We start from the raw sequence: 12,352 nt of genomic DNA, 5'->3' as shown, positions 1-12,352 counted from the left end.
CTGCGTGGATATAGCCATTGGCCCGCGCCAGACGGTAGGATTTTGCGACGTGTCACTAGCCAAACAACGAAAGCCTACCGCCGCGCAAAGCCTGAGCATGCCGAGCATCTCGCTGCTGAAGGGCCTTGGGCTACTGGCAGCACTTTTGCTCACCGGCGCATTGATTTCCATTCTGGCTGGCTCCATAGGCTGGATGTACTTTGCCTTTCTCATCATCAGCTCGCTGCTCATAGCGCTCATCGTTGAGGAGCGGGGATTATTCCTGTCCATCGCGTCCATCCCCATTTTGTACGCGGTAACCGTGGTGACGGCAGGAGTCTTCATCACCAAGTCCAATGCTCCAGAAGGTAGCAGTTTTTCTAAAACGTCGCTGCTGACCTCCGTGTATCCGTTGGTCCAGAACTTCCTGTGGTTGCTTATCGCGGTTCTCGGCGCGACCGCAATCGGCATTCTGCGCTGGATGCGCTTCCGCAAGGCCGCCCAGCGTGCCGTGAATCAACAAAAGGCCTCGCGGCGCGCGGACATGAAGCGAGACCGTCAGAACCGCACTGAACGGCTTTCCGTGGCGGAGCTTATGGCCCGCGATAGATCCGAAAACCCGCAGGCCTCATCCCTACGCTCCTCCCGCCGTAGATCGCATGCACAAGCGCGGCCGCCGCAGAAACCGCAAGACCGCATCCGCGGCCGCGACCGGGAAGAGCGCCGCCGCGAGCAACAGGCAGAACGCGAAAATCGCCTGCAGCCGGATCCGAACCGGCGCGCGGGGGACGTGATACCACCGGCCCCCGAACCAGGTCCCTCTTCTTCAACAAAAGACACTGCCAACAAGCAGCGTTGGGACGACAACCTCTATGAATAAACTAAACCGTGAGCCGTCGGCACTCTTTAAGAGGCCGCCAGGCTCACGGTTTTTCTTTGCTTCTAAGTGCTGCAGCGCTAGGTACGGGCGGGGCGTAGATCGCGCGGAAGCGCGAAGGTAATGGATTCCGTAGAGGTGGTTACTTGCTCCACGTCATTAAAGCCGCGATCATCCAAGTACTCGAGCACCTCGCGCACCAAGAGTTCCGGCACGGAGGCGCCACAGGTCACGCCAACGGTCTCTACGCCGTCTAACCACGATTCATCGATTTCTGCGGCGAAGTCCACCAAGTGGGAGTCGCGCGCGCCTGCTTCGAGCGCGACCTCTACGAGGCGCACCGAGTTGGACGAGTTCTTTGACCCGACCACGATCATCAGATCGCACTTCGGCGCGATGGCCTTGACGGACTCTTGCCGGTTTTGGGTGGCGTAGCAAATATCATCTGACGGCGGGTTTTCCAGGTGCGGGAAACGCTCGCGCAGCTTATTGACGATGACGACGGTCTCATCCACCGAAAGCGTGGTCTGTGAGAGCCAGATGAGCTTTTCATCCTGGAGGTAGTCCGGCAGCTTGTCCACGCCGTCAACGCCATCGACCAGGTGCGTGACATCGGGAGCCTCACCCGCGGTGCCTTCTACTTCTTCGTGGCCTTCGTGGCCCACGAGGAGGATGTGGTAACCATCGCGCTCGAAGCGCTGGGCTTCCTTGTGCACCTTGGTAACCAAGGGGCACGTGGCATCCAGGGTCAATTGCTTGCGCTCTTGCGCCTGATTGCGCACCGCCGGGGAGATGCCATGAGCGGAGAAGACGAGGTGAGCACCCTCCGGGGCCTCGGCTGCCTCTTCAACGAAGATGACGCCGCGCTTGGCCAAAGATTCAACGACATAACGGTTGTGGACGATTTGCTTGCGTACATAAATGGGTGCGCCGTATTTTTCTAGCGCCTTTTCTACGGTCTCGACGGCGCGGTCCACTCCAGCGCAGTAACCGCGCGGTGCCGCGAGGAGAACATTTTTACCATCAGTCATGCCTCCCAGAGTATCGAAAGGTAAAGCAAAACAATAGTAAGGCCTATCCAGCAGCAAAAGCGCCGATCTAGGCCACCCAAGCGGGGCGGTACTTGTCTGGAGCACCTAGACTAAAGGGCACCGTAGGGCGCTGTAGAAGGAAAGGGTGGCTGCGTGAACCAACCGGCAAATACTCCAGAGACCCCCTGGCCTGTGGGCCAGGTCAATGACCAGGTGAAGGGGTGGATCGAGCGCCTTGGATATCTGTGGGTGGAAGGCCAATTAACGCAGATCAATTACAAGCCCACCTGGAAGCTGTCTTATCTCACCCTGCGCGATGTGCAGCAGGAAAAGTCGGTGCAATTGACCTGCTCTTCCTCAATGCTGCACAACCTGCCCACGCCGCTGAAGGATGGCGATCGCGTCATCGTGCACGGCAAGCCCGCCTTTTATGCCGGCCGCGGGTCCTTTTCCTTGTGGACCACGGAGATCCGGCACGTGGGCATCGGCGATCTATTGGCGCGCATCGAAAAACTGCGCGCGCAGCTCGCCGCAGAGGGCCTCTTTGATCCCGCGCGCAAGCGCCCGCTTCCCTACCTCCCGCAGAAGATTGGCCTAATTACCGGCCGCGGTTCTGCCGCCGAGCGCGATGTCATGGCAGTCGCCCGCGACCGGTGGCCGGCCGTGCAATTCCGGGTCATTAATACTCCGGTTCAGGGGGCCAATACCGTCCCCGAGGTGATTTCGGCCCTGCAGGAGCTGGACGCCGATGCGGAGATTGATGTCATCATCATCGCCCGCGGCGGCGGTTCCGTGGAAGATCTATTGCCCTTTTCTGAAGAAGCCCTGCAACGCGCCGTCGTGGCTGCCAGCACCCCGGTGGTCTCCGCGATTGGCCACGAGCCAGACAGCCCGGTGCTGGATAATGTCGCAGATTTGCGCGCGGCCACGCCCACGGATGCCGCCAAGCGCGTGGTGCCTTCCGTGGCAGAAGAACGAGCGATTATTGCAGAGGCGCGTTCCCGCATGGCGGCGGCGTTGCGCGGCTGGGTCGAACGCGAGCGCCGTGGACTGGATAATATCCGCTCCCGGCCGGTATTGGCCGATCCGATGACACCGATCCGCGCCCGGCGCGAAGAGGTCGAGCGCATGCGCACGAGTATGCGCCGCGAGCTGCGGGTGCTCTTGGACCGCGAGACTCGGCACGTGGAGTCCCTGCGCGCACGGGTTTCTGCTTTGGGGCCCTCAGCCACGCTCGCCCGTGGGTATTCTATTGTCCAGGTATTGCCCAAAGACGGCAGCGATCCGGAGGTAGTTAGCTCTTATGAACAATCACCGCCCGGCGCGCAATTGCGCATTCGCGTGGGCGATGGTTCCATCACTGCCGTGTCCATGGCCTCCAAGGCCGCCGATTAGCCAGAAATAGTAGGAGAATTGCTGATGTCAGATGAAACTATTGGTTCCGGCCAGCCGGGCCAGGATGCCTTTACTCCCGTAGAGGAATTGAGCTACGAACAGGCGCGCGATGAGCTCATTGAAACCGTTAAGATTTTAGAGCTCGGCCAGATGGGCTTGGACGAGTCCCTGAAATACTGGGAGCGCGGCGAGGCGCTTGCTCGCACGTGCGAGTCCCACTTGGATGGCGCCTCCAAGCGGGTGGAGGATGCCCTTGAAAAGGCGGAACACAGCGAGCAGCAGGCTGAGGAGGGTGAAGAGTAATGCAGATTTATGGTTACCCGGGAAGGCGGATTGATTTCGTCTCCAAATCGGCATCGGCAGGCTCCATCATGGGCGGCGATTCCCGCGCGCTGGTAGAGGAATTTTTCGGGCCGGCGCATACCAGCACCCAGGTTTCGGCCACAGAAGAGGAATTGAGTTACTTTTCCCGGTCCATCGTGCTGCTGCTTGCCGATGCCAAAGTGGTCCAAGTCTCCATCTACCCGCGCCGTTCCCAGCGCGAGCGCGTGGACGTCTACCTAGAAAAGACGCGTTTGAGCGGGCTGGATGCCGCTGCCTTGGACGAAGCCACCGGTGACACTGAGGGAATCACAGTGGAAGCGGACGCCGAGGGGCTCAGCGAGGTTACTTTCCGCTTATAGGTTCGGCCTTGATGAAGGCCTCGGTGGCTGCAGCGAATTCTTCATCGGGGGCTGCACCGGAGATGATGAGGCGGGCATCGCCCAAGTCGGCGATCCACAAGCGGCGCACAGAATCGTCGTCACTTGCCAGCACGCGCACCTGATGGCCGGCTACCTCGCGCATTGAGTTCAGCCCGCGATAGTTAGCGTCGTATTTTTCGCCCGCCTCTTCTGCAGAAACCTGGGTTTGGGTGGATTCCACGTAGTTTCCATCCGCGGTAAGCCAGCTGACGACGGTGACTGTGTCGCCGCCTAGCTGCGAACGGCGGGCCGCATTGGCCTGCCAGCCTTCGGGCATCTGGGGATCTCGGATAGCACCAATACCGGCGCGAGCCTGCGTATCTAGGAAGGTCTCCTCGTCTACCTCTTGAACTGGGCCTTGCTCTGTTTCCGGATTCACCGAGCAAAGCCCCGTCGCGCCCACCACGAGCAACATCATGACCACCACTACGGAAAGGGACAAAATGATGTCGCGAGCGCCTTCGAAAATCTTCGGTCTTTGTTCTGCAGCCACGCGCCTTAGTATCGCATGAGCCACCGTGAAAGTGCCACATGCCTCCCGCGTGCGCACATTCGCGCCGATAATGCTGCCTAGAGAAAGGAAAAACCCCGCAAAAGGGGCCCCAAATCGGACCTATTGACGCCAAAAAGTGCCAGAATAGGACAAGTAGAACACTAATCGCGTGGGAATTACCCCCACGGTGAGAAAACATGGAAGGCAACCACTACACATGTCCGAAAATACTTCTTATTTGCCCGACCGTAACTTGGCCATGGAGCTGGTGCGCGTGACCGAAGCCGCCGCCTTGGCCTCTGGCCGCTGGGTTGGTCGTGGCATGAAGAATGAGGGCGATGGCGCGGCAGTCGATGCCATGCGCAAACTGATTAACTCCGTGGCGATGAAGGGCGTTGTCGTCATTGGTGAGGGCGAAAAGGATGAGGCCCCGATGCTCTTCAACGGTGAAGAGGTCGGCACGGGCGAAGGTGCGGCGATGGACATTGCCGTGGACCCGGTAGATGGCACGCGATTGATGGCTGAAGGCCGCCCCAATGCCATTTCGGTGATCGCCGCCGCAGAGCGCGGCACCATGTATGACCCATCTGCGGTTTTCTACATGGAAAAGATCGCCGTGGGCCCAGAAGCCGTCGGATCCATCGATATCAACCAGTCCGTGCAATGGAATATCGAGTCCGTGGCCAAGGCAAAGGGCCTGCGCACCGCCGATATCACCGTGGTGGTATTGGACCGCCCGCGCCACGAAAAGCTCATCCAGGAGATCCGCGAGGCAGGAGCCAAGGTACGCCTCATTATGGATGGCGATGTGGCAGGTGCCATCGCTACCTGCCAGGATTCCAACTCCATCGACATGATGATGGGCATTGGCGGTACCCCTGAGGGCATCATCACCGCCTGCGCCATGCGGTGTATGGGCGGCGAAATCCAGGGCAAGCTGTGGCCAAAGGATGAAGAGGAAGCGGAAAAGGCCCGCGCCGCAGGCCACGACTTGGATAAGGTCTTGGGCACCAATGACTTGGTCTCCTCCAAGAACTGCTACTTCGCCGCCACCGGCGTGACCAACGGTGACATGCTGCGCGGTGTTTCCTACCGCAATAATGGCGCCTCCACCCGTTCGCTGGTCATGCGTTCCAAGTCCGGCACCATTCGCTACGTCGATTCCTTCCACAAGCTGGCTAAGCTGCAGGAATACTCCGTCGTGGACTACTCGGACCCCACCAAGAACTAAACCTCACCCCCAAATGGCGGGGCAGGCTCGGGCTTTTCGCCCTCTCACTTTTAGCTTTTCGCCATACTGGGGGTAGACGCACACAATCAATTAACCGAGGTGATTTTCATGACCGAATACCGTACCGAACATGACACTATGGGCGAGGTTAAAGTTCCCGCCGATGCCCTGTGGCGCGCACAAACCCAGCGCGCGGTAGACAACTTCCCCATCTCCGGCCGCGGCTTGGAAGATGCGCAGATCCGCGCGCTCGGCCTGCTCAAGGCTGCATGCGCACAGGTCAACAAGGATTCCGGCAGCCTGGATGCAGAAAAGGCTGATGCGATTATCGCCGCCGCGAAGGAAATCGCAGAAGGCAAGCACAACGATGCCTTCCCCATTGACGTCTTCCAGACCGGCTCCGGTACCTCGTCCAATATGAACACCAACGAGGTCATCGCTTCCTTGGCACATAAGCAGGGCGTCGAGGTCCACCCGAACGATGACGTCAACATGGGCCAGTCCTCCAATGACACCTTCCCCACCGCTACCCACGTGGCGGCTACGGAAGCTGCCGTCAATGACCTCATTCCGGGCCTGAAGGTCCTGCACGAGTCCTTGACCAAGAAGGCGAAGGAATTCGCGGACGTCGTCAAGGCCGGCCGCACCCACCTCATGGACGCCACCCCCATCACCCTGGGCCAGGAGTTCAGCGGCTACGCCCGCCAGGTGGAGCTCGGCATCGAGCGCATCGAGGCTACCCTCCCGCGCTTGGGAGAGCTCGCCATCGGCGGTACCGCCACCGGTACCGGTCTGAATACCTCCGCCGAGTTCGGCGGCAAGGTGACCGAGGAGCTCAAGAAGCTCACCGGCGTTGAGAACCTCAAGGAAGCAGAAAACCACTTCGAGGCACAGGCTAACCGCGATGGCCTCGTAGAGTTCTCCGGCGCCATGCGCTCGGTGGCCGTATCCTTCAACAAGATTGCCAACGACCTGCGCATGCTGGGCTCAGGCCCACTGACCGGCCTGGCAGAAATCCACCTGAAGGACCTGCAGCCTGGTTCTTCCATCATGCCGGGCAAGGTCAACCCGGTTATCCCTGAGGCGGTCACCATGGTGGCCGGCCAGGTTGTGGGCAATGACGCAGCCGTTGCCTTTGGCGGTGCGCAAGGCCAGTTCGAGCTCAACGTCTTCATCCCGATGATGGCGCGCAACGTGCTCGAGTCCGCTCGCCTGCTGGCCAACTCCGCCCGCGTCTTTGCTGAGAAGTGCGTCGACCACATCGAGGCCAACGAGGAGCGCATGAAGCACTTCGCGGAGTCCTCCACGTCCATCGTGACCCCGCTGAACTCCGCCATCGGCTACGAGAACGCCGCAAAGGCCGCAAAACACGCCCTCAATGAGAAGATCACCGTCCGCCAGGCCGTCATTGACCTAGGCTTTGTTGACGGCGAGAACCTCACCGAGGAAGAGCTGGACAAGCGCTTGAACGTATTGAGCATGACCAACCGCGAGCGCGACAATATCTAATCTAAGCCACTTTTAGCGCTAACACCCCCGCTCGGAAATCACTCCTGAGCGGGGGTTTTCACATGCCTGAAGGCGCTTCCCGAGCACAGGAAGCGCAGGTAAGTAAGGGGAGGAAGGGGGCATCGGCAAGCGCAGGCTGTGAACTACAACATAAATTCGGCGTATACATCTACAAAATCACCCATTTTGCACTTGGTGCAAGTTTGCACCGAGTGTAAAGTTGCATTCTGTGCAAGAAGAACTATCACTACGCGAGCAGAAACGCCTAGAAACGCGGCTACGCATTGAGGATGCCGCCACCGAATTGGTGGACAAGCATTCCTTTGGCGAGGTCACTATTGAAGAGATCTGCGAACTAGCCGGTATTTCTCGGCGCACGTTTTTTAACTATTTCGATTCGAAGGAATCCGCCGTGCTTGGGGCGCCAAGTGCTGACTTCACCGAGGAAATGCGCGAGTATTTCCTCCACGAACCCACCACCAACATCATGGAACTAGTCCTTAACCTGGTGGAACAGCATATGGAGGGCCATCACGTTAATCCCACCATTCGGGAGCGACGCAAGCGCATTGCTAATGACCCAGAGGCGGCCGCCGCCTCCATTAGCCGCAAGCGGGCGAAATCCATCGAGCTTATTGGGCTCATCGAAGAGCGCCTTGACCGGGAACCGGAACTGCGCATTCTCGAGGGCCAGTCCACGGCAACGGAGGCCATGGTCATCGCCGGTGTGGTCCGCGAGGCCCTCTGGCTTTCCATTGCCGCCCCCGATAGCGATTGCAGCGACGCCCTGAGGTCGCGTCTGAATGATTCACTGATGTTGATTAATGATTTTATGAAAGGAATCCGATGGTAGATACAGCCGAAAAGGCTCCTGCGCAGGGCCAGTCGCGGGCGGATAACCTGGGGCTCATTTTCTCTGCGCTCGTGCTCACCATGTTGATGAGCTCGCTGGGCCAGATGATTTTCTCTTCCGCTTTGCCAACGATTGTTGGTGAGCTTGGCGGCGTTGACCACATGAGCTGGGTCATCTCCGCATTCCTTGTCACCATGACCATTGCCATGCCGATTTCCGGCAAGCTGGGTGACATGCTGGGCCGCAAGTGGCTCTACATTGGCGGCATCGCCGTCTTCGTCGTCGGATCCGCCGTCGGTGGTTTTGCCGATTCCATGACGGTCCTCATCGTCGCCCGCGCCGTGCAAGGCTTTGGCGCTGGGTTCATGATGATTTCCTCACAGTCCATCATCGCCGAGGTCACCTCCTCGCGCGAGCGCGGCAAGTTCATGGGCATCATGGGCGGCGTCTTCGGCCTGTCCTCTGTCCTCGGGCCCGTCTTGGGCGGCTGGTTTACTGATGGCCCCGGCTGGCGTTGGGGCATGTGGATGAACATCCCACTCGGCCTGCTGGCCATGGTGGTCTGCATCTTGGTGCTCAACCTGCGCGTGGGCCAGGCCGATATGAAGCGCTTTGACTGGCTTGGCGCCACCTTCATCGCCATTACCACCGCTTCCCTTATCCTCATGACCACCTGGGGCGGCACCGAGTACGACTGGGATTCCTCCATGATCCTCACCCTCGGCGCCATCACCCTCGTCGGCGCCATTATTACCACCATCGTGGAATTGCGCGCTGCCGAACCGCTTATCCCGGTTCGCCTCTTCAAGAACCGCAACATGGCCCTGACCACCCTGTCCGGCGTCATTTTGGGCCTAGCCATGTTCGGCGTGCTGGGCTATATGCCCACCTACCTGCAAATGGTCCACACCCTATCACCCACCAAAGCTGGCCTGATGATGATTCCGATGATGGTTGGCCTTATCGGCACCTCCACCGGTGTCGGCTTCATCATCGCCCGCACCGGCCGCTACAAGATCTACCCCCTCATCGGCCTCGCCATTACCGCCGGTGCACTCTTCTGGATGTCCCGCCTGTCGGTAGACACATCCCTCACTCAACTGGGATTCGAGTTCCTCGCTTTCGGCATCGGCCTGGGCATGGTCATGCAGGTGCTGGTCCTCATCGTCCAGAACTCCTTCCCGCTCTCCCAGGTGGGCACCGCTACCGCGGCGAATAACTTTTTCCGCCAGATCGGCTCTGCCCTGGGCGCTTCCCTGGTCGGTTCCATGTTCATCAATAACATGCAGGATGAGATGGCCAACCGCCTGCCGCAGGCCATCCAGCAGCTCGGCCCTGAGGGCGCGGCCTATGCCGAAAAGTTCAGTAACGCTGATGGCAATGCCAATAGCCTCACGCCGGATTTGGTGTCTTCCCTACCAGAGCCGCTCGAGCAGGCAGTATTAAATTCCTATAACGACGGCCTGACCCCGGTTATCGCGCTGATGGTGCCGCTCGTCATCGTCGCCCTCCTGGTCCTGCTTCCCCTGCGCGAGGACCGCCTTAAGGAGACGATCGATTAATGTCTCTCAACCCCGCAGAAACCGCCGCTACCAGCAGGGAGTTGCATGCATTGCGCGATAGCCTGCTGCTTGCCGATGCCCCCATCGAGTCCGCCCTCGGCTACCAACCCGGCGGCCTCGCGGAGGTGCTCGATATTGAGGCAAGCCCCATCGAGGTATGGCGCACCCGCGATTACCTCGTGGCCTTGGCAGAGCGCCAAGGCATCGAGGTGCCGCCGTTTAGCCGCCTGAGCGATTTCATGCGCCCACAGGCACAGAAGTGGTTTGGGCGCTGGGAGGTACCCGCAGTCTAGGAGCGCTCTATTCTCCCCAACTGGTTGATCGCCTAGCTTGGGACAACAAATAAAGGCCGTAGCGCCGCCAGGATGATTTATTCCCCCGGCAGCGCTACGGCCTTCGTGACGAAAAGGCTGAGTGCCCTTTAACTGTTCTTTTCCTCCGGCTTGGGAAGCAGGAGCTCGTAGACATCGGTATCGCGCCACTGACCGGCCAACTCACCATAGGTCATCTTGGCCATGTGTGAGTAGGTGCCGACCTTTTCAAAACCGCGGGACTTGTGAAGGCCCGCAGAACCTTCATTTTCCGGGAAGATCCAAGAGTGGATGGCCCACTTGTGCAGGTCCTTGCACACTTCAATGAGGCAATCGAGCAAGGCCCCTGCAATGCCACGGCCTTGGGCATCAGATCCCAAGTAAATGGAATCCTCCACGACGCCGTGGAAGACGGTGCGCGAGGAAATCGGGGCGGCCGATACCCACCCCAATACCTTGGAATCATCGTCCGCCTCAACGGCTACGTGCACCGAGGCCATGATCTTGGAGCTCGTAAACTCCTCGTAGGTCAAGGATCGGGTTTCATAGGTGGCATGGCCGGTTTGCAGGCCCTGCTCGTAGATTTCCCGCATCTGCGGGTAATCGGCCGAAGTGAAGGGCCGAATACGGAAATCCTTTTTCTTATCGTCCGCAGACGTCTTCTTGGCGTTCTCGCTCATAAGCACCATTATTACTGGTCTTGCGTGATTTTTCTATAAAGAATTCATTAAATTCGCTGTCTGCGAAATCGCTTTCATCCGGCCCTCACTTAGTCGTTGCCTTCTAATAGATCGGTTACCAGTTCCGCAATGGCGGAGCGCTCCGAACGCTTAAGGGTAATGTGCGAGAAGAGCTCGTGGCCCTTGAGCTTTTCGATGACCGCCTGTACCCCATCGTGGCGGCCCACCCGCAGGTTATCGCGCTGGGCAACGTCGTGGGTGAGCACTACTCGCGAGCCTTCCCCCAAGCGCGAGAGCACGGTGAGCAAAACATTGCGCTCCAATGACTGCGCCTCGTCCACGATGACGAAGGCATCGTGCAGGGACCGGCCGCGGATATGGGTCAGTGGCAGGACCTCGATGAGCCCACGCTCGTGAATCTCTTCTAGGACGTTGTCAGAGACTAGGCCTTCCAAGGTGTCATAGACCGCTTGAGCCCATGGGTTCATCTTCTCTGATTCAGAGCCCGGCAGGTACCCCAGCGACTGACCGCCGACGGCATACATGGGCCGGAAGACCACAATGCGGCGGTGCTCACCGCGCTCTAAGACCGCCTCCAAGCCGGCGCATAAGGCCAGCGCGGATTTGCCGGTGCCTGCCCTACCGCCGATGGACATGATGCCAACCTCTGGGTCCAACAGGAGATCAAGGGCGATGCGCTGTTCCGCCGAACGCCCCTGCACGCCAAAGGCATTGCGATCACCGCGCACCAAACGCACCGCCCCGTCCGGCATAATGCGGCCCAGGGCAGATTGCGCGCCGGCAACCAAGGTGATGCCGCAGTGCACCGGCAAGTCTTCCACTGGGGTGTCATCGTCCGTCACAGCCCCGTCTAGCAGCACTTCCCCATCGCTGTAGAGCGCGTCGATGACATCTGCGGTGGTATAAGCGGTAGCCATTCCGGAATACCCGGTCAAAATGACGTCCTGGGCGTGATATTCATCGGCCTGCACGCCCACGGCGCCGGCCTTGACGCGCAGCGGCACATCCTTGGTAACTAGGACCGTGTCCTTGCCTTCGTGCGCCAGGTTCAAGGCGCAGGCCAAGATGCGATGATCCCCTTCCGGCCCGCGGAATGCGGCCGGCAAGAGCGACTGGTCTTGGTGGTTGAGTTCTACCCGCAAGGTACCGCCAGCCACGTTGACCGGAACGGGTTGGTCGAGCGCCTCATAGGTAGCGCGCAGCTCTTCCAAAAAGCGAAGAGCTTGGCGGGCGAACCAGCCAAGCTCCGGATGATGACGTTTTCCTTCTAATTCAGAGATAACCACGACGGGAAGGACGACCTCGTGTTCAGCGAATTTTCGCAACGCCCACGGGTCAGATAATAAGACCGAAGTATCGAGAACATAGGTCTTGGTGGCGACGTCATTATCGGTGGTGCCTAGTGGAGTAGAAAGTACAGAGGGGCGAGTCATGGTGGCAGGAATCTTCCTTTGTGAAACGGTAGAAAGCTGTTCTTCCTTGTCTATCCCCCGGACCGCTGATGCTGCGATCTCTTGGGGGCTGCCACCCAACCTAAACTCCCAAGGTTGAAATCACATGGGTGGAAGATGAACTTTAAGAAAACGACAAATCCCTGCGGGAAAACCCGCAGGGAAAGTGATGAGAGGTGATCGGCGTACCGCGTGGGCAAGCGCCGAGTTCAGCCT

13 protein-coding genes are annotated in these 12,352 nt (G+C 59.3%); 9 read left to right on the top strand and 4 right to left on the bottom strand.

Annotated elements, in window-relative coordinates; genetic code table 11:
* Positions 1–49 precede the first annotated feature (49 nt).
* Positions 50–859, top strand: a complete 810-nt coding sequence (locus tag ACLI1T_RS04340) for a DUF6542 domain-containing protein (protein ID WP_411703117.1) — start codon at positions 50–52, stop codon at positions 857–859.
* Positions 860–936: 77 nt separating this feature from the next.
* On the opposite strand, the gene ACLI1T_RS04335 is transcribed toward ACLI1T_RS04340, so the two are convergent.
* Positions 937–1,887 carry a 4-hydroxy-3-methylbut-2-enyl diphosphate reductase gene (locus ACLI1T_RS04335; protein ID WP_411703116.1) on the bottom strand — a complete coding sequence of 317 codons (951 nt, stop codon included), beginning with the start codon at positions 1,885–1,887 and terminating at the stop codon, positions 937–939.
* Positions 1,888–2,040: 153 nt separating this feature from the next.
* On the opposite strand from ACLI1T_RS04335, the gene xseA reads away from it, so the two are divergent.
* Genes xseA through ACLI1T_RS04320 form a run of 3 tightly spaced genes read left to right on the top strand, consistent with a single transcriptional unit; the run spans position 2,041 to position 3,965 of the window.
* The gene (gene xseA / locus ACLI1T_RS04330; RefSeq protein WP_411703115.1) at positions 2,041–3,282 is read left to right on the top strand and encodes an exodeoxyribonuclease VII large subunit; all 1,242 of its coding nucleotides are present in this window, start codon (positions 2,041–2,043) and stop codon (positions 3,280–3,282) included.
* A 24-nt stretch (positions 3,283–3,306) separates the two neighbouring features.
* Positions 3,307–3,585, top strand: a complete 279-nt coding sequence (locus ACLI1T_RS04325; RefSeq protein ID WP_023026190.1) for an exodeoxyribonuclease VII small subunit — start codon at positions 3,307–3,309, stop codon at positions 3,583–3,585.
* The gene (locus ACLI1T_RS04320) at positions 3,585–3,965 is read left to right on the top strand and encodes a hypothetical protein (RefSeq protein WP_239267944.1); all 381 of its coding nucleotides are present in this window, start codon (positions 3,585–3,587) and stop codon (positions 3,963–3,965) included. The genes ACLI1T_RS04325 and ACLI1T_RS04320 overlap by 1 nt, the downstream gene beginning before the upstream one ends.
* On the opposite strand, the gene ACLI1T_RS04315 is transcribed toward ACLI1T_RS04320, so the two are convergent.
* The gene (locus tag ACLI1T_RS04315) at positions 3,949–4,518 is read right to left on the bottom strand and encodes a DUF4245 domain-containing protein (RefSeq protein WP_411703113.1); all 570 of its coding nucleotides are present in this window, start codon (positions 4,516–4,518) and stop codon (positions 3,949–3,951) included. The genes ACLI1T_RS04320 and ACLI1T_RS04315 overlap by 17 nt on opposite strands.
* Before the next feature lie 217 nt (positions 4,519–4,735).
* Between ACLI1T_RS04315 and glpX the strand changes: the two genes are divergently transcribed.
* From glpX to ACLI1T_RS04290, 5 genes are all read left to right on the top strand, one after another.
* On the top strand, positions 4,736–5,749 hold the full coding sequence (glpX, locus tag ACLI1T_RS04310) for a class II fructose-bisphosphatase (RefSeq protein ID WP_411703112.1): 1,014 nt from the start codon (positions 4,736–4,738) through the stop codon (positions 5,747–5,749).
* A gap of 108 nt (positions 5,750–5,857) precedes the next feature.
* The gene (locus ACLI1T_RS04305) at positions 5,858–7,258 is read left to right on the top strand and encodes a class II fumarate hydratase (RefSeq protein WP_411703111.1); all 1,401 of its coding nucleotides are present in this window, start codon (positions 5,858–5,860) and stop codon (positions 7,256–7,258) included.
* A 229-nt stretch (positions 7,259–7,487) separates the two neighbouring features.
* Positions 7,488–8,111: a TetR/AcrR family transcriptional regulator gene (locus tag ACLI1T_RS04300; RefSeq protein WP_023026180.1), complete on the top strand. Its 624-nt coding sequence runs from the start codon at positions 7,488–7,490 to the stop codon at positions 8,109–8,111.
* On the top strand, positions 8,105–9,673 hold the full coding sequence (locus ACLI1T_RS04295) for an MDR family MFS transporter (RefSeq protein ID WP_023026178.1): 1,569 nt from the start codon (positions 8,105–8,107) through the stop codon (positions 9,671–9,673). The genes ACLI1T_RS04300 and ACLI1T_RS04295 overlap by 7 nt, the downstream gene beginning before the upstream one ends.
* Positions 9,673–9,966: a DUF2316 family protein gene (locus ACLI1T_RS04290; RefSeq protein ID WP_411703110.1), complete on the top strand. Its 294-nt coding sequence runs from the start codon at positions 9,673–9,675 to the stop codon at positions 9,964–9,966. Before ACLI1T_RS04295 ends, ACLI1T_RS04290 begins: the two co-directional genes overlap by 1 nt.
* Before the next feature lie 128 nt (positions 9,967–10,094).
* Here ACLI1T_RS04290 and ACLI1T_RS04285 read toward each other — a convergent pair whose 3' ends face one another.
* Entirely contained in the window at positions 10,095–10,673 is a 579-nt protein-coding gene (locus ACLI1T_RS04285) for a GNAT family N-acetyltransferase (RefSeq protein ID WP_284851583.1), read from the bottom strand.
* 80 nt (positions 10,674–10,753) lie between these two features.
* Positions 10,754–12,118, bottom strand: a complete 1,365-nt coding sequence (locus ACLI1T_RS04280; protein ID WP_023026171.1) for a PhoH family protein — start codon at positions 12,116–12,118, stop codon at positions 10,754–10,756.
* Positions 12,119–12,352 lie beyond the last annotated feature (234 nt).

The organism is Corynebacterium tuingiense (genome assembly GCF_046718165.1).
Classification (GTDB): domain Bacteria; phylum Actinomycetota; class Actinomycetes; order Mycobacteriales; family Mycobacteriaceae; genus Corynebacterium.
Note: the sequence above shows the minus strand (reverse complement) of the source record. Positions and strands in the feature narration are given on the sequence as shown.

Coding starts and splice junctions, on each gene's coding strand:
- ACLI1T_RS04335 (WP_411703116.1), bottom strand. CDS start 1,887: ATGACTGATGGTAAAAATGTTCTCCTCGCGGCACCGCGCGGTTACTGC.
- ACLI1T_RS04325 (WP_023026190.1), top strand. CDS start 3,307: ATGTCAGATGAAACTATTGGTTCCGGCCAGCCGGGCCAGGATGCCTTT.
- ACLI1T_RS04320 (WP_239267944.1), top strand. CDS start 3,585: ATGCAGATTTATGGTTACCCGGGAAGGCGGATTGATTTCGTCTCCAAA.
- glpX (WP_411703112.1), top strand. CDS start 4,736: ATGTCCGAAAATACTTCTTATTTGCCCGACCGTAACTTGGCCATGGAG.
- ACLI1T_RS04305 (WP_411703111.1), top strand. CDS start 5,858: ATGACCGAATACCGTACCGAACATGACACTATGGGCGAGGTTAAAGTT.
- ACLI1T_RS04295 (WP_023026178.1), top strand. CDS start 8,105: ATGGTAGATACAGCCGAAAAGGCTCCTGCGCAGGGCCAGTCGCGGGCG.
- ACLI1T_RS04290 (WP_411703110.1), top strand. CDS start 9,673: ATGTCTCTCAACCCCGCAGAAACCGCCGCTACCAGCAGGGAGTTGCAT.
- ACLI1T_RS04285 (WP_284851583.1), bottom strand. CDS start 10,673: ATGGTGCTTATGAGCGAGAACGCCAAGAAGACGTCTGCGGACGATAAG.
- ACLI1T_RS04280 (WP_023026171.1), bottom strand. CDS start 12,118: ATGACTCGCCCCTCTGTACTTTCTACTCCACTAGGCACCACCGATAAT.